The 17076-nt window shown below is 71.6% G+C and carries 13 protein-coding genes; 11 read left to right on the forward strand and 2 right to left on the reverse strand.

What is annotated here, in order from left to right; translation table 11 throughout:
- Positions 1 to 157: 157 nt before the first annotated feature.
- From DLJ59_RS14395 to topA, 4 genes are all read left to right on the forward strand, one after another.
- Positions 158 to 2518, forward strand: coding sequence for a sodium-translocating pyrophosphatase (locus DLJ59_RS14395; protein WP_124773011.1), 2361 nt, complete (start codon positions 158 to 160; stop codon positions 2516 to 2518).
- A 51-nt stretch (positions 2519 to 2569) separates the two neighbouring features.
- On the forward strand, positions 2570 to 3109 hold the full coding sequence (locus DLJ59_RS14400; RefSeq protein WP_124773012.1) for a nucleoside/nucleotide kinase family protein: 540 nt from the start codon (positions 2570 to 2572) through the stop codon (positions 3107 to 3109).
- A complete protein-coding gene (locus DLJ59_RS14405; RefSeq protein WP_425271422.1) occupies positions 3106 to 3846 on the forward strand; it encodes a hypothetical protein in 741 nt (246 codons plus the stop codon). The genes DLJ59_RS14400 and DLJ59_RS14405 overlap by 4 nt, the downstream gene beginning before the upstream one ends.
- A gap of 346 nt (positions 3847 to 4192) precedes the next feature.
- Positions 4193 to 7063 (forward strand): type I DNA topoisomerase, encoded by a 2871-nt coding sequence (topA, locus tag DLJ59_RS14410; RefSeq protein ID WP_124773014.1) that lies wholly within the window; start codon positions 4193 to 4195, stop codon positions 7061 to 7063.
- Positions 7064 to 7376: 313 nt separating this feature from the next.
- Here the strand turns inward: topA and DLJ59_RS14415 are convergent, their stop codons facing one another.
- Positions 7377 to 8693 carry a D-arabinono-1,4-lactone oxidase gene (locus DLJ59_RS14415; protein WP_124773015.1) on the reverse strand — a complete coding sequence of 439 codons (1317 nt, stop codon included), beginning with the start codon at positions 8691 to 8693 and terminating at the stop codon, positions 7377 to 7379.
- Positions 8694 to 8919: 226 nt separating this feature from the next.
- Here DLJ59_RS14415 and DLJ59_RS14420 point away from each other — a divergent pair, with 226 nt between their 5' ends.
- Entirely contained in the window at positions 8920 to 9525 is a 606-nt protein-coding gene (locus DLJ59_RS14420) for a TetR/AcrR family transcriptional regulator (protein ID WP_124773016.1), read from the forward strand.
- Between the two features lie 49 nt (positions 9526 to 9574).
- Here DLJ59_RS14420 and DLJ59_RS14425 read toward each other — a convergent pair whose 3' ends face one another.
- Entirely contained in the window at positions 9575 to 10783 is a 1209-nt protein-coding gene (locus DLJ59_RS14425) for an amino acid deaminase/aldolase (protein ID WP_124773017.1), read from the reverse strand.
- 308 nt (positions 10784 to 11091) lie between these two features.
- On the opposite strand from DLJ59_RS14425, the gene tmk reads away from it, so the two are divergent.
- From tmk to DLJ59_RS14455, 6 genes are all read left to right on the forward strand, one after another.
- A complete protein-coding gene (gene tmk, locus DLJ59_RS14430; RefSeq protein WP_124773018.1) occupies positions 11092 to 13188 on the forward strand; it encodes a dTMP kinase in 2097 nt (698 codons plus the stop codon).
- Entirely contained in the window at positions 13188 to 14453 is a 1266-nt protein-coding gene (locus DLJ59_RS14435) for a DNA polymerase III subunit delta' (RefSeq protein WP_124773019.1), read from the forward strand. The genes tmk and DLJ59_RS14435 overlap by 1 nt, the downstream gene beginning before the upstream one ends.
- Positions 14454 to 14575: 122 nt before the next feature.
- Positions 14576 to 14905, forward strand: coding sequence for a YbaB/EbfC family nucleoid-associated protein (locus DLJ59_RS14440; RefSeq protein ID WP_007454690.1), 330 nt, complete (start codon positions 14576 to 14578; stop codon positions 14903 to 14905).
- 1 nt (position 14906) lies between these two features.
- Positions 14907 to 15212: a hypothetical protein gene (locus DLJ59_RS14445; protein ID WP_124773020.1), complete on the forward strand. Its 306-nt coding sequence runs from the start codon at positions 14907 to 14909 to the stop codon at positions 15210 to 15212.
- Entirely contained in the window at positions 15212 to 15892 is a 681-nt protein-coding gene (locus DLJ59_RS14450) for a hypothetical protein (RefSeq protein WP_124773021.1), read from the forward strand. Before DLJ59_RS14445 ends, DLJ59_RS14450 begins: the two co-directional genes overlap by 1 nt.
- Positions 15893 to 16231: 339 nt before the next feature.
- Positions 16232 to 17071, forward strand: a complete 840-nt coding sequence (locus tag DLJ59_RS14455; RefSeq protein WP_124773022.1) for a PSP1 domain-containing protein — start codon at positions 16232 to 16234, stop codon at positions 17069 to 17071.
- The last annotated feature ends 5 nt before the right edge of the window (positions 17072 to 17076 follow it).

Consider the following 17076-nt stretch of genomic DNA (forward strand, 5'->3'; position numbering starts at 1 on the left):
CCCGGGTTGTCAGCAAGTGACCCATCCCGCAGCCAGCGGGTATGGGTGGTCATCGCTGGTCCGCTGGTGGGTTGGCCGCGCTTGCGAGTCCGCATCCAGGCGTCGGTCAGTGCGTCTCCACTCACCGGCGCGATTGTTCGGTAACAGGAGGACACAGATGTCCGAGACCTTGGCCGCCGACGGCGGCGGGCTTTCCCTTACCGGAAGCAATGTCACCTACGTCGTCATCGCTGCGGTTGTCGCGCTGGTGGCGCTCGGTTTCGCTGCCGCCCTGACAAAAACGGTGCTGGCCGCTGGTAAGGGCACCGAGAAAATGCAGGAGATCTCGGGGGCGGTCCAGGAGGGCGCCTCGGCCTACCTGCTCCGTCAATTCCGCACCCTGGCGATCTTCGTCGTCGTCGCCGTCGTACTGCTCTTCCTGCTCCCGGTGCACGACACCGATGGCAGCGAGCTCGCGGTGAAGATCGGCCGCTCGCTCTTCTTCGTGGTGGGCGCTCTGTTCAGCGCGTTCATCGGCGGGGCGGGCATGTGGCTGGCCACCCGGGCCAACCTGCGCGTGGCCGCCGCCGCGAGGGAGCGAGCAGGTGGCCGCGAGGCGGCCATGAAGATCGCTTTCCGAACAGGTGGCGTCGTCGGCTTCCTCACCGTCGGCCTCGGCCTCTTCGGAGCGGCGCTGGTCGTCCTCGTGTACCGGGTTGACGCGCCGACCGTGCTGGAGGGCTTCGGCTTCGGCGCCGCGCTGCTCGCGATGTTCATGCGGGTCGGCGGCGGCATCTTCACCAAGGCCGCCGACGTCGGCGCCGACCTGGTCGGCAAGGTCGAGCAGGGCATCCCCGAGGACGACCCGCGCAACGCCGCCACCATCGCCGACAACGTCGGCGACAACGTGGGTGACTGCGCCGGCATGGCCGCCGACCTGTTCGAGTCGTACGCGGTGACGCTGGTCGCCGCGCTGATCCTCGGCCGCGCCGCGTTCGGCGAGGAGGGCCTGGTCTTCCCGCTGATCATCTCCACCATCGGCGTGCTGATCGCGATCGTCGGCGTCTTCATCACCCGGCTGCGCGCGTCCGACCGCAATGCCCTGACCGCGATCAACCGGGCGTTCTACCTGTCCGCGGCGCTCTCCGCCGTGCTGGTGGCGATCGCCGCCTACGCGTACCTGCCGGCGACCTTCGGCGAGTTCGACAGCGGCCTCACCGACGCCCCGGGCAACCCGCGGCTGGTGGCCATCGGCGCGGTCGTGATCGGCATCGTGCTGGCCGGCGCGATCCAGGCGTTGACCGGCTACTTCACCGAGACCAACCGGCGGCCGGTGCAGGACATCGGCAAGAGCTCGCAGACCGGTGCGGCGACCGTGATCCTGGCCGGCATCAGCATCGGGCTGGAGTCGGCGGTCTACTCGGCGCTGCTGATCGGCGCCGGTGTCTTCGGCGCCTTCCTCCTCGGCGGCAGCTCCATCACGCTGTCGCTGTTCGCGGTGGCACTGGCCGGCACCGGCCTGCTCACCACGGTCGGCGTGATCGTCGCGATGGACACCTTCGGGCCGATCTCCGACAACGCCCAGGGCATCGCCGAGATGTCCGGCGACATCGACGAGCACGGCGCTCGCACGCTCACCGAGCTGGACGCGGTCGGCAACACCACCAAGGCGATCACCAAGGGCATCGCGATCGCCACGGCGGTGCTCGCCGCGACGGCGCTGTTCGGCTCGTACACCGACTCGCTCCGCAGCGCGTACGCGACTGCTGGCGTGAACGACGTCGGCAACGAGATCCTCAACGCGCTGAACGTGGCGAACCCGCGCAACCTGGTCGGCCTGATCATCGGGGCGGCGGTGGTCTTCCTCTTCTCCGGTCTGGCCATCAACGCGGTGTCCCGCTCCGCCGGGGCCGTGGTGATGGAGGTCCGCCGGCAGTTCCGTGAGCTGCCCGGCATCATGGACGGCACCCAGCGCCCGGAGTACGGCAAGGTCGTCGACATCTGCACCCGGGACGCGCAGCGCGAGCTGATGACCCCCGGCCTGCTCGCCATCCTGGCGCCGATCGCTGTCGGTTTCGGCCTCGGGCCCGGCGCGCTCGCCGCGTACCTGGCCGGTGCGATCGGTGCCGGCACCCTGATGGCGGTGTTCCTGTCCAACTCCGGTGGGGCCTGGGACAACGCCAAGAAGCTGGTCGAGGACGGCGCGTACGGCGGCAAGGGCTCCGAGTCGCACGCGGCCACGGTCATCGGCGACACCGTCGGTGACCCGTTCAAGGACACCGCCGGCCCGGCGATCAACCCGCTGATCAAGGTGATGAACCTGGTCTCGCTGCTGATCGCGCCCGCCGTGGTGGCCTGGAGCGTCGGCGACGACCGCAACGTCGGCCTGCGCGTCGGCATCGCGCTGGTCGCGACGCTGATCATCGTGGCGTCGGTGGTGTTCAGCAAGCGCAAGGGCATCGCGATGTCCGACTCGGACGCCGATGGCAACACCGGCGCGGGCAGCACCGATCACCGCCCGGAGACGGTCAACGCCTGACCCAGGAACGGCCCGGTGCCACACCTGGCCAAAGGCCGTACGCTGCAACGCATGCGTACGTGCCGGGCGTCTGCCGCCGGAAAGCTCACGGTGGTCCTGGCCACGATCGTCGTCCTGGCCGGCTGTAGCAGCGGCCCCAGCCCACGAGCCTGGGCGGCCTCGGTCTGCGGCGCGCTCACCCCGTGGCGCTCCGAGATCAACAAGCTGACCAGCAGCACCGACGAGCAGATGACCGCACAGACCACGCCGGCGCAGGCCAAGGAGAACCTGGTGCGGCTCTTCGATGGGGCGGAGCAGGCCAGCGAGGCCGCGCGCCGCAAGGTGGAGAAGGCGGGCATCCCGGAGACCGACAACGGCGAGGCCATCTCCGCGGGCTTCCGCAGTTCGCTCGGGAAGATGCGGGACGCCTACGGCCGCGCCCGGGACACCATCGACGGCCTGGGCACCGGTGAGCCGACAGTCTTCTACGACGGCGTGCGCGCCGCGGTGGAGACCCTCAACAAGGAGTACGACGCCAGCGCGCTGGACACCAGCAAACTCAACTCCGAGGAGTTGAAACAGGCATTCGACGAGGTGCCGGAGTGTCGCTGAGCGGGCTCGGTGACACCGGGAAGGCGCAGCCGCCCCCGGCGCTGTTTCCCGCGCCCGAATCCGACACGCCCACCCCCGGGCGACGCCGCGGCGGCGCGCGGCAGAACCTCCCCGCGCAGAGCAGCTCCCCTCAGCAGGCCCCGGTCCAGAGCGACGACGCGGGCCGGCAACTTGTCTTCTTCGGCGCGGACGCGGCCGAACCCACCGTCGCCGACCTCGCCGGGCTGCTCGCCGGGCCCGCTGAGGTGGTCCGGATGGGCGGCACCGCCCGTCTCTCGGTGCAGGTGGACGCCGCGTGGCGGGTGCACGTGCTCGTCGCCGAACTGGCGTCGCGCGGGCTGGCGGCGAGCTGGGAGCCGATCGAAGGCGAGCGACACGCCGTTCGTACGTCGTACACCCGGATCTTGAAGCCGCTCGCGGCCGCCTGGCTGCACGGTTCGACGAAACGCCCGCCGGCTGCCTTTCATCTGACCGGCCGGCGGTTGCGGCTGTGGCTCGCCGCCGCCGGTACGCCGGAGCCTCCCGACTGCCTCCTGTTGCGGCTGGGCCCCGACGACAAGGAGTGTTGGGAGTCGATCGGCGTCGCGCTCGCGGCGACCGGACTGGCCGGGACGCTGCTCGGCCCGGCTGACGGCGGCCCGGCCTACCGGATCACCAGCCGCCGCCGGTTGGCCCGGCTGGCCGAACTGGTCGGCGAACCGCCGCGAGCAGCACCACCGGAAGCCTGGCCGGTCTGACCCTCGGCGTGGGGTCGGGGCTGCGGCGTCCGGGTGTCCGGTGCCGGACAGCTGGCGGGTTGATCCAGGCGGAAAACGGGCGGGTCGGACCTCGGTCGTGAGCCCGCCATCGTCACAGTGACCCGCTTGGAGCCCTACCCACGGTGTACGGTGGCGCCGTCCGGCAGTGCCGAACGGGGCGGGGCGGTGGCGACCGCCGCGTCGAAGCGGTTTGCGGCCCGCGAAACCCGAATCGCGGGCGACGCGTTACGTTGGACATCCGGACCGCCGGTGCTACGGCGGGGTCGAGAACGGTCGCTGTCCGGGGGCCGGCAGGCCACGAGCAGGAGTGAGGTCGGGGAGAGACGTGCCAAGTAACGCTGGAACCACCCGTCTGGTCATCGTCGAGTCACCGGCGAAGGCCAAGACGATCTCGGGCTACCTTGGCCCGGGGTACGTCGTGGAGGCCAGCTTCGGTCACGTCCGCGACCTGCCGCGCAACGCCGCCGACGTGCCGGCCAAATACAAGAAGGAGCCCTGGGCTCGACTTGGGGTGGACGTCGACAACGGCTTCCACGCGCTCTACGTCGTCTCCGCCGACCGCAAGCAGCAGATCAGCAAGCTGGTGAAGCTGGCCAAGGAGGTCGACGAGATCTTCCTGGCGACGGATGAGGACCGCGAGGGCGAGGCGATCGCCTGGCACCTGGTCGAGACGCTCAAGCCCAAGGTGCCGGTCAAGCGGATGGTCTTCCACGAGATCACCAAGCCGGCGATCCAGGCGGCGGTGGCCAACCCCCGGGAGATCGACCGTGACCTGGTCGACGCCCAGGAGGCGCGCCGGATCCTCGACCGCCTGTACGGCTACGAGGTCTCCCCGGTGCTGTGGAAGAAGGTCATGCCGCGGCTCTCGGCAGGCCGGGTGCAGTCCGTGGCGACCCGCATCGTGGTCGAGCGGGAACGGCAGCGGATGGCCTTCCGCACCGCCGAATACTGGGACATTCTGGCCACCCTCGCGGTGGCCAACGCGGGCGAGGGTCCGCGAAACTTCAACGCCACCCTGATCGCCTTGAACGGCGACCGGATCGCCACCGGTAAGGACTTCGAGCCGACCACCGGTCGGGTCCGGGCCGGCGCCGGCGTCGTGCACCTCGACGAGAGCGGTGCCCGGGGTCTCGCGGCCCGCCTGGAGGGGCGGCCGTTCACCGTCACCCGGGTCGAGGAGAAGCCCTACCGCCGTCGCCCGTACGCGCCGTTCATCACCTCGACCCTCCAGCAGGAGGCGGCCCGCAAGCTGCGCCTGTCCTCGCAGCAGACGATGCGCACCGCGCAGCGCCTGTACGAAAACGGTTACATCACCTATATGCGTACCGACTCGGTCAACCTGTCGGAGACCGCCATCTCGGCGGCCCGCCGACAGATCGTCGAGCTGTACGGCGAGCGCAGCGTTCCGCCGGAGCCGCGCCGCTACACCGGCAAGGTGAAGAACGCGCAGGAAGCGCACGAGGCGATCCGCCCGGCGGGGGACAACTTCCGTACCCCGGGCGAGGTGGCCAAGGAGCTGTCCGCGGAGGAGTTCAAGCTCTATGAGCTGATCTGGCGGCGCACCATCGCCTCGCAGATGACCGACGCGGTCGGCTCCAGCGTGTCGGTGCGGATCCGGGCGGTCTCCACCGCGCAGGAGGAAGCCGACTTCGGCGCGACCGGCAAGACCATCACCGACCCGGGCTTCCTGCGCGCGTACGTCGAGTCCAGCGACGACGAGAACGCCGAGGCCGAGGACGCCGAGCGTCGGCTGCCCACCCTGGTCAAGGACCAGCCGCTGACCGCCGACGAGCTGGCCGCTCAGGGCCACCACACCCAGCCGCCGTCGCGCTACACCGAGGCGTCGCTGGTCAAGGCCCTGGAAGAGCTGGGCATCGGCCGCCCGTCCACCTACGCGTCGATCATGCAGACGATCCAGGACCGGGGGTACGTCACCAAGCGCGGTCAGGCGATGATCCCGACCTTCCTGGCCTTCGCGGTGATCGGGCTGATGGAGCGGCACTACCCCCGCCTGATCGACTACGACTTCACCGCCACCATGGAGAACGAGCTGGACGAGATCGCCGGCGGTGACCATGCCGCCGTCGACTTCCTCACCGCGTTCTACTTCGGCAGCTCCAACGGTGCCGGCGACCAGGACATCGCTCGTTCCGGCGGGCTCAAGAAGCTGGTCACCGAGAACCTCAGCGACATCGACGCCCGCAGCGTCAACTCGATCCCGCTCTTCACCGACGACGACGGTCGCGAGGTCGTGGTGCGGGTCGGCCGCTACGGGCCGTACCTGCAACGGGAGCTGCCCGGCGGCGAGCAGCCGGCGGCGGCGGCTTCGGGCGAGGGCGAGGAGGGCGGCACCCAGGGTGACCGGGCGCCGATCCCCGAGGGCCTGGCCCCGGACGAGCTGACCCCGGAGAAGGTGCACGAGCTGTTCCTCGGCGGCAGCGGCGAGCGCAAGCTCGGTGACGACCCCGCCACCGGTGAGCCGATCGTGCTGAAGTCCGGCCGGTTCGGCCCGTACGTGTCCAGCGGTGAGCGCAAGTCGTCGCTGCTGCGGACGCAGACCCCCGACTCGCTGACCCTGGAGGATGCGCTCAAGCTGCTCAGCCTTCCCCGGCTGATCGGTGTCGCGCCGGACGGCGTCGAGGTCTTCGCGAACAACGGTCGCTACGGCCCGTACGTGAAGCGGGGCGAGGAGTTCCGGTCGCTCGAGTCCGAGGAGCAGATGTTCACGGTTGGCCTGGACGAGGCGCTGGCGCTGCTGGCCGCCCCGAAGGCCCGTGGACGGCGCGCCGCGGCACCGCCGTTGCGCGAGATGGGCGTGGACCCGGCGACCGAGAAGCCGTTGGTGATCAAGGACGGCCGGTTCGGCCCGTACGTGACCGACGGCGAGTTCAACGCGTCGCTGCGGCGCGGGCAGACGCCGGAGGCGTTGAGCCTCGAGGAAGCGTCCGAGATGCTGGCTGAGAAGCGGGCGAAGGGTCCGGCGCCGCGGAAGAAGGCGGCGGCGAAGAAGGCCCCCGCGAAGAAGGCCGCGGCCACCAAGAAGACGGCCGCCGCCAGTAAGTCCACGGCCGCGAAGAAGACCACCACGGCGAAGGCCACCACTGCGGCCAAGACGACGGCTGCGAAGGCGACGGCGGCCAAGAAGGCCCCGGCGAAGAAGGCCGCCCCGCGCAAGGCCGCCACCAGCACCGAGTAAACCGCGCTTCGCCCCGATCTGTTGTAGATCTTGGACAGTTTCCGTTCCGTCAAGACGGAAACTGTCCAAGATCTACGCCCGTTGGCCCTGCTTGGGCGGCGGGGAGGCATTCCGGGTACGGCTGACGAACCGCTACGGCCGTACTCCGTTGACCATTGGTGCCGCCACTGTCGCCGTCGGCGACCAGCGGGCGGCCCTCACCTTCGACGGCGTCGAACGCGGTGTCGGCCATGGCCGACGCGGTGCACCTGGACGACCTCGCCCTCTAGCGCGCGTTCGACAACTCGCGGCCGGCGCGCACCGCCGGGGGTCATCAGGCCCCGAGGATGTGGTTCAGGTGGGGGTTGGTGAAGATGCGGTGGGGGTCGAGGCGGTCGCGGACTGCCTGGAAGTCCGGGAAGCGGGGGTAGGCAGTGGCCAGCGAGGCGGCGTCGCGGTAGTGCAGCTTGCCCCAGTGTGGGCGACCGCCCAGCCCCGTGGCCACGTCCTCGAAGGCCCGGAAGTACGGCTCGTGCGGCATGCCGACGTACTGGTGTACGGCGATGTAGGCGTTGTCCCGGCCGTAGCCGTGCGACAGCCAGATGTCGTCGGGGGCGGTGAATCGCACCTCCACCGGGAAGAGCACCTTGAACGGCAGGCCGTCCACGATGCGTTGGAGCGCGGCGAGTGCCTCCGGTAACGCCTCGCGGGGCAGGCCGTACTCCATCTCCATGAAGCGGACCCGGCGCGGGGTGCAGAAGACCCGGTCGGAGCGGCCGGTGTACTGGCGTTCGGTGAGGGCGCGCGCGGAGACTGCGCTGATTCCGGGGGCCAGCGCGGGCACGGCTCGGCCGAGTCGGCAGGCCCCGGCGAAGACCGTGTTGGACAGGAAGTCGTCGTCCATCCAGCCGCGCCAACGGGACAGCGGCCGGTCGTTGACGGGTACCCGGTCGTTGGCCTTGACCTGGACCCGGGTCGTGTACGGGAACCAGTAGAACTCGACGTGGTCGTGCCGGCCGATCAGTTCGGGCAGTTCGCCGAGCACGTCGGCCAGTTCGGCTGGGCGTTCGTGGGCGCGCAGGACGAAGGCGTCCACGCAGCGCAGGGTCACCTCGACCAGGACGCCGAGTGCGCCGAGTGACACCCGGGCGGCGGCGAGGACGTCGGGATGTTCGTCGGCGGTGCAGTGCAGCACCTCGCCGGTGCCGGTGACCAGGGTGATCGCCTCGACGAAGGTGGAGAGGCACCCGTAGCCGGCGCCGGTGCCGTGGGTGCCGGTGGAGATCGCGCCGGCGACGGTCTGCGCGTCGATGTCGCCGAGGTTGGGCAGCGCGAGGCCGTGCCGGGCGAGCAGGCCGTTGAGGGCGTGCAGGGTCATTCCCGCCGGCACGGTGACGAGCCGTTGGGCGACGTCCACGCTGACCATGGTGTCCAGTTCGGACAGGTCCATCCGACGGTCGTCGGCCAGTGCGACGGCGGTGAACGAGTGGCCGCTGCCCGTCACCCGGATCCGAGCGCCGTCGGCCACGGCAGATCGGACGGCTTCTGCGACGTCGGTCGGCGAGCCGGGGCGCAGGATCGCGCTGGCGCTGCCACGCTGGTTCCCGGCCCAGTTGGACCATCCAACCCTGGGCGGTGTGGTGCGGACCATGCGCACTCCTCATTCATGAATATGAACTGACTTCATATCAGGAACGTTCTAGCTGGTAAATACCGCAATTGCGATCCGCTCGTTGTACCGGTAGTCACGGACTCGTGACGTGGAGATATGTTCATCCGTCGAAGGGGGGTGGCGCAGAGTGTCCACACCAGCCGCCACGACCGGGCCGCTGCGCCGCGTACCGGTGCAAGGTCGAAGTGTCGCGCGGGTACAGCGCATGTTGGATGCCTGCGCCGAACTCGTCGACGAGGTGGGGTACGAGGGACTGACCACCACCCTGCTCGCCGAGCGGGCCGAGGTGGCGATCGGGTCGGTCTACCAGTTCTTTCCGGACAAACGGGCGATCGTGCAGGCGTTGACCCTGCGGACCATGGAGTCCTACCTCCAGCGCCTCGACGAGCGGTTCGCGTCCGACGAGATGACCCACTGGTGGGATGGCGTCGACGCGGGCATCGACGAGTACATCACGATGCACCGCACCGTCCCCGGCTTCCGTACCCTGCACTTCGGCGACGTGGTCGACCTGCACCTGCTCGACGAGCAGCGGGACAACAACGGCGTGATCGCCGACCAGTTGGCCCGGGTGCTCACCGAGCGTTTCGGGCTCACCGACGTACCCAAACTGCGCTTCGTGCTGGAGATCGCGGTCGAGGCGGCGGACGCGCTGATCAAACTCGCGTTCCGTCGGAAGTCCGACGGCGACGAGCGGGTGCTGCTGGAGGCGAAGGCGCTGATCCGGGAGTACCTGCACCGCCAGGTCGACGGCCCGGACAGCGGCCGGTCCACCGTCGGGAAGCAAGCCGAGGTGGCCCCGGCCGTCTGAGTCGACGCGGGCGCGGGTCTCGGCCGGCGGCGGGGGCGGCTGCCCGGCTTCAGAGGAAGGCCTGCCCCTCACCCCGGTAGGTGGGGACGGTCGCCACCACCGCGTCCCCCTCGACCAGGTGCAGCTCGTTGACCCGTTCGCACAGCTCACCTGCCTTGGCATGCCGGAACCACACCCGGTCGCCGACGCGCAGATCGGCCGCCGCCGCCCCGGACAGCGGAGTCTGCACCTCGCCGGCGCCCTCGGTGCCGACCAGTTTCAGCCCCGCCGGCAACCACGGCCGGGGCAGCCGGCTGTCGGCGGCTGGGCCGGAGGCGATCCAGCCGCCGCCGAGCACCGTCGCCAGCTCCGGCGTCGGTCGGCGGACCACCGCGCAGGCGAAGAAGGCCGCCGGGGTGGGCCGCCAGGCGCGGTACGCGTCGAACAACGTCGGCCCGTACAGGCCCGACCCCGCGGTGACCTCGGTGACCGCGGGATCGGCGCTGGTCGCGGCCACGCTGCCGGTGCCGCCGCCGTTGACGAACTCCAGGTCGGCGTGCTCGCGTACCGCGGCCACCGCCGCACCACGGCGGGCCAGCAACTCGCGGTACGACCCGCGCTGGGCCAGCCTGATCGCGCCGGCCAGCAGCGTCTGCCCCGGCGGCGCGTCGCCCAGGCCGGCGATCTGCGCCTCGTACGACATGAGCCCGACCAGCCGGAAGCCGGGCCGACCGGCGACGGCGGCGGCGAGCGCGCCGGCTGCCCGGGCGCTGTGCACCGGTGAGCGGCGGACGCCGACGTGCACCCGGCCACGCAGTGGTCGCCAGGAGGCGTCCAGATCCAGGCAGAGCCGTAGCTCGGCGCGCTGCCCCGGGGGTCTGATGGCGTCGATGAGGTCGAGTTGGCCGGTGCCGTCGATCATCAGGGTGATCGCCGCGGCGAGCGTCGGGTCGGCGCCCAGCTCGGTGAGGGCGGCCCGGTCCGCGCTCGGGTACGCGACCAGCACGTCGTCGCTGACGCCGGCGTGGACCAGCCAGATCGCCTCGGGCAGGGTGAACGCCATCACGCCTTGCCAGCCGGGACGCGCGAGAGCCCGGCTGATCAACTCTCGGCTGCGGACCGACTTGCTGGCGAGGCGGACCGGCTTTCCGGCGGCACGATCGGCCAGGGCGACCGAATTGGCGTCGAAGGCGGTGAGGTCGACCACCGCGTACGGGGGGTCGAGGTGGGCAGTCGCCCGATCCAGGCGCTCGCGAAGTTTGTCGCTTTCGATGGCCACGTGTGCACGCTAACTGTCTGACGAAGAATGCGAAATACCCTCGCGTACGTCCGGGCTGCGGCCGGTACCTTCGGCGGCCTAGGCTCAGCGAGCAGGAGAATGTCGCCCGGGGGGTGGCCCCCCACCGGGTCTAGAGTGTTGCACCGGAGGTGCCCAGCGATGGGCCGGCACGTGGAGGTACGGCCATCGAAAGCCAGAACAGCGGCGAGTCGCCCGGCGTGTCGCGATCGAGCGACCAGTCAGGCAACGCCGCCAACCCGTCCAGCGGTGGTCAGGTAGATCCATCCGGTTATGCCGCCATCCGGTCCGTGCTGCGCATCCAGCCGTTCCGCCGGCTCTGGATCGTGCTCGGCGCGGCCTCCTTCGGTGACTGGCTCGGCCTGCTGGCCACCTCGGTCTTCGCCGCCTCCCAGGTGCAGGGCAGCACCGCGAAGGGCGCGGCCTTCGGTGGCGTTATCGCCATCCGGCTGCTGCCCGCGCTGGTGCTCGGGCCGATCGCCGGCGTGCTCGCCGACCGGTTCGACAGACGCTGGACGATGGTCATCTGTGACGTGCTCCGGTTCGTGCTCTTCGCCTCGATCCCGATGGTGGCGCTGGCCGGGGCGAGCGGCGCGGTGGTGGTCCTCTGGGCGACCGTCGCCACCTTCCTCATCGAGTCGATCACGCTGATCTGGATTCCGGCCAAGGAGGCCGCGGTCCCCAACCTGATCCCGCGCGCCCGGCTGGAGGCGGCCAACCAGCTCACGCTGATCACCACGTACGGCCTCACCCCGATCCTCGCGGCGCTGGTCGCCGCGGCGCTCGACCGCAGCGTCCGGGCCCTCGTCGGCGGCGACCTCGGCTGGGCGGAGCCCGCCCAGCTCGCGCTCTGGGTCAACTCCTTCTCCCGGCTGGCCACCGCCCTCGTGGTGGCCTTCGGGATCAAGGAGATCAGCCAGGCGCAGACCGGCGATCGGCAGCGCCACGAGCAGAGCATGCGGCGCCAGTTCGCCGAGGGCTGGAAGTACATCGGCCAGACCCGGCTCGTCCGCGGCCTGGTGCTCGGCATCTTCGGCGCGTTCGCCGGCGGCGGCATCGTGATCGGCACGGCCAAGTTCTTCGCTGCCTCACTCGGCGCCGGCGACGCCGCCTTCTTCCTGCTCTTCGGCGCCATCTTCGTCGGCCTGGCCCTCGGCATCGGCCTCGGCCCGATGGTCGTCAAGGAGATGTCCCGGCGCCGGTGGTTCGGCATGAGCATCGTGCTGGCGAGCGCCGCCGTGATGACCCTCGCCTTCGCCATCCACCTGTCCATGGCGATCGTCGGCGCGGTGCTGGTCGGTGCCGGCGCCGGCATGGCCTTCCTGGCCGGCACCACCCTGCTCGGTGGCGAGATCAAGGACGAGGTACGCGGCCGGGTCTTCGCGGTGGTGCAGATCGGCACCCGGCTGGTGCTGATCCTGGCCATCGGGCTGAGCAGCCTGCTGGTCGGCGTCGGCGGCTCCCGCAAGCTGACCATCGCCGACCTGGGCATTTCCATCTCATCCACTCGACTGCTGCTGCTCGCCGCCGGTGCCGCCGGCATCTTCGCCGGCATCAGCGCCTTCGGCCAGATGGACGACAAGAAGGGCGTCCCCGTTCTCGCCGACCTCTGGGGCTCCATCCGGGGTCGTCCGCTGATGCCGGCCGAGCCGTTCGTCTCCGCCGGGCTGTTCGTGGTGTTCGAGGGCGGCGAGGGTGGCGGCAAGTCCACCCAGCTCGCCGCGCTCGCCGAGCGGCTGCGCGGCCAGGGGCGCGACGTCGTGGTCACCCGTGAACCCGGGGCCACCGCGGTCGGTCGGCGGATCCGGTCGCTGGTGCTGGACACTTCCGGCGACGACGCGCCCTCCCCCCGGGCCGAGGCGCTGCTCTACGCCGCCGACCGGGCGCACCACGTGGCCACCGTCGTCCGGCCCGCGCTGGTCCGGGGCGGTGTGGTGATCAGTGACCGGTACGTCGACTCGTCCCTGGCGTACCAGGGCGCCGGCCGGACGCTGCCCGTCGACGAGGTCTCCTGGCTCTCCTCCTGGGCCACCGGTGGGCTCAAGCCCGATCTGGTGGTGCTGCTCGACGTCGAACCGCACACCGGCCTGTCCCGGGTGGCCTCGCGCAACACCGGCACCGACCGCCTGGAGGCCGAGTCGATCGCCTTCCACGAGCGGGTCCGGTACGCGTTCCTCGACCTCGCCGCCGCCGACCCGAAGCGCTACCTGGTGCTCGACGCTTCCCGACCGGTCGACGAGATCAACGGGCTGGTGGTCCGGCGGGTCGAGGAAATGCTCGGGAAGCCGGGCGGCATCGTGCACCCGCGACCGGCGCAGGGCCCGGACACCTCGGTGCAGCCTGAGTTATCCGACGCGGAGCTGGTGACGATGGAGCACAAGACCTGATGTCGGACGTCTTCGCCGACCTGGTCGGTCAGGACGAGGCGGTGGTCGAGCTGCGCCGCGCCGCAGCCGCAGCCGCCGCCGTGCTGCGGGCTGGCGCGGCCGACCGGGCACCCGCACTGGTCGCCGCCAGCCCGGCCAGCGATGAGGAGCCCGCGCCGGCCGCCGGTGAAATGGACCCGTCGTCCGGGATGACGCACGCGTGGATCTTCACCGGGCCACCCGGCTCCGGCCGCTCGGTTGCCGCCCGGGCGTTCGCCGCCGCACTGCAGTGCGTGCACGGCACCGGCTGCGGTGAGTGCCCCGGCTGCCACACCACGATGGGCGGCACCCACGCGGACGTGCGGATGGTGGTGCCGGAAGGGCTCTCCATCGGCGTCGGCGAGATGCGCGCGCTGGTGCTCCGCGCCGCCAGTACCCCGTCCGGTGGGCGCTGGCAGGTGGTGGTCATCGAGGACGCCGACCGGCTCACCGAGGCCGCCGGCAACGCGCTGCTCAAGGCGATCGAGGAACCCCCACCGCGGACGGTCTTCCTGCTTTGCGCGCCGTCCACCCACCCGGACGACATCTCGGTGACCATCCGGTCGCGCTGTCGGGTCGTACCCCTGCGGCAGCCGCCGGCCGCCGCGGTGGCCGAGGTGCTGGTTCGTCGGGATGGCATCACGCCCGACGTGGCGCAGTGGGCGGCGGCCGCCGCGCAGGGTCACGTGGGTCGGGCCCGCCGGTTGGCCCGCGACCCGGAGGCCCGCAAACGGCGCGAGGCGGTGCTCGCGGTGCCCCGCCGGCTGACCGGTGTCGGCGCGGCGTTCGATGCGGCGTCCGCGCTGATCGAGGCGGCCGAGGCGGAGGCCGAGGCGTCGGTCACCGAGTCCGACACGACCGAGCGGGCGGCGTTGGAGACCGCGCTCGGCGCGGGCGGCACCGGCCGGGGCGCGGCCGGCGCGATCCGGGGTGCCGCCGGGCAGCTCAAGGAGTTGGAGAAGCGGCAGAAGTCCCGGGCCACCCGGGCCCAGCGCGACGCCCTGGACCGGGCGCTGGTCGACCTGGCCGGCTTCTACCGGGACGCGCTCACCATGGCGCTGCGCGCGCCCGTCGCCCCGGTGCACACCGACACCGCCGCGCTGGCCGGCGCCGGCGCCCAGAAGTGGGACGCCGAGGGGTCGCTGCGTCGGCTGGAGGCGGTGCTCGCCTGCCGTGCGGCGATCGAGGCGAACGTCAAGCCGCGGATCGCGGTCGAGGCGATGATGCTCGCCCTCTGGAAGGGCTGACCCGCGCCTTCCCGGCGTTGTCCACAGGCATCGACAGGCCCGATTGCGGTGCGGTACGGTCCGTGTGCCGTGGTGACGGTGGCAGCACACTGAGTAATGGATCGCCCGGGAGGAGTCCGCCGATGCCGCGGGGGGAGATCGACGAAGCCTGGATCGAGGAGGCGGTGCGACGCTACCGCCGGATCGAGTCCCTCCAGGCCGAGTTCGACCAGGCGGTGTCGACCGTCGAGGTGACCGTCCGCTCGCCCGACGGTCTGGTCGAGGTGGTGGTCACCGCCGGTGGACGGATCACCGACGTCCGGTTCCTCGGGCCGCTGCACACCCGCAGCCCGCGCGACGTGGCCGGTTCCGTGCAGGCGGCGGTCACCGCGGCGGCCGACGCCGCCGAATGGGCCCGGGAAAAGCTGCACAACGAGACGTTCGCCGCCTACCGACCGCTCGCGGGGGCCTGAGATGGACACACTGCGCGCGCTCTCCGCCCGACTGGACGAGGCGAGCGCCACGCTCACCCTCGTTTCGCACACCGTCACCGCCTGCGATCCGGCCCAGGCCGCGTTCGGCGCCGACGCGCCGGGCCGCCCGGGTGAGATCGGTCGGGCGCTGCACCGGCAGTGGACCACCGCCACCGACGACCGGGCCCGGGAGGCCCGCGCAGCCGCCGGTCGACTGGCCGCCGCCGCGGCGGCGGTGCGAGAGGCCGCCGACCGTTACGCCGAGGTCGACCGGGCGGCCCGCCGCCGGCTCACCGGGGAACCGTGATGGACGCGCTCGACCGGCTCGCCGAGCCCGGCCTCGACCTGCTCCGCCGGGTGGACACGCTGATCGCGGCCGGCGTGCCCGAGGGGCACCCGGTCTGGCCGCTGCTGCGCCGCATGCAGGTGCTGCCGGGCGACGCGGTCCGCGGCTTCCTCGACCTGCACCCGGTGCCGCTCGCCAGCGCCGGGCACGCGGTGCGCCGGCTCGTCCGGGGGTACGACGACGTCTCCGCCGCGCTCACCGACTCGGTGCTCTGGTCCGGCGCGGCCGCCACGGCGTACGGGCAACAGCGGGCCGCGCTGCTGCGCCACCTCGACGAGGGTCCGGACAGCCTGGTCGGGCGACTCGAATCCACCGCCGGATACGCCGACGCCCTCGCCGACTGGGTGGAAGGCAGCCGTCTCGCGCTGGCCCGCACGTTGGCCGACGTGCTCCGCTCCGCCGAAGCGGTCGCCGTGGTCAGCGCCACCGCCACCGGTGCGTCGACGCGCCCCGGGCCGGTCGGGCCCGGTGTGGCCGACGCGGCCGAGATCGCCGCACGGGTGTTGGCGGTGCTCTGCGTCGCGTACGACGGCGCGGAGACGCTGTTGCGGCAGTGGGCGCCGAGCCTGGCCGAGTCCGCGTGGCGTCCGCCGACGGACGGGCGACCCCGCTACGACCAGCCCACCCGGGTCGGCTGGTAACCGGATCGCGGCCCTCCGGCGGTGGTCCGCGTCGCCCCTTCCGTTTCCGGCCGTGGCCGTGTTCCGCCGGACAGGCCACGGCGTCGCTCGTGGGCGCCCGACCTGAGCCGGCGTCCACGGCGACGCCGTGGTCTTCCCCCTGCACCCCCCGCAGGTCTGCCTCCACTCAACGCCGCCGAGGCACGATCTGTCTCCTGCCCGGCCCCGGATTCAACCGTCCGGGCGAGGAGCAACGGGACGACGGGACGCCCGGCAATGGGTCGAGTCGACGGCCATGAATGGCAGCAGGGCGCAGCCGGTCGGTGCGCCCTGCGCCGCGACCCGTCGTAGGGTGGGGGGATGGGCATGCTCTGCGCGGTCAGCTTCAACCGGTACGGGCGGCTCTACTACCTCGACCCGGGTGAGTTGCGCCCGCAGGTGGGCGACCGGGTGCTGGTGCCCACCGATGACGGGCCCGAGGTGGCGGAGTGCGTGTGGGCCGCGCAGTGGGTGACCGAGGAGACCGACGGTTTCCCGCGCCTGGTGGGGCTGGCTGGCGACGACGACCTGCGCCGGGACGAGGCGTTGCGTCGGCGCAAGGCCGAGGCGAAGGTGGCCGCGAAACGGCTGATCCGCTCGCACGGCCTGCCGATGAAGGTGGTGGCGGTCGACCACGTGCTCGGTTCCGCCGAGAGCGGCGGTGAGCGCAGCATCGTATATTTCACCGCCCCGCACCGGGTGGACTTCCGATCCCTGGTCCGCGACCTGGGCGCGACCCTGCACTGCCGGGTGGAGCTGCGCCAACTCTCCGCACGCGACTCGGCGCGGGTTCAGGGCGGCATCGGCTCCTGCGGTCGGGACCTGTGCTGCGCCACGTTCCTCACCGACTTCGAGCCGGTGACGATCCGGATGGCGAAGGACCAGGACCTGCCGCTCAACCCGTTGCGCATCTCCGGCGCGTGTGGCCGGCTGATGTGTTGCCTCAAGTACGAACACCCGCTGTACCAGCGCTTTCAGGAGACCGCCCCGGCTGTCGGCAGTCGGGTCTCCACGCCGGAGGGTGAGGGCCGCGTGGTCGGTCACAGCGTTCCCCGCGACGCGGTGACCGTCCGCCTGGACGCGGACGGCTCCCGCTCCATGTGCTCCCGCGCCGAGGTCTGTGGCTCCCGCCAAGCCCACGACCAGCACTACACCCCCTAACCACC

Origin of the sequence: Micromonospora inaquosa (assembly GCF_003857055.1) — a bacterium.
GTDB classification, from domain to species: domain Bacteria; phylum Actinomycetota; class Actinomycetes; order Mycobacteriales; family Micromonosporaceae; genus Micromonospora; species Micromonospora inaquosa.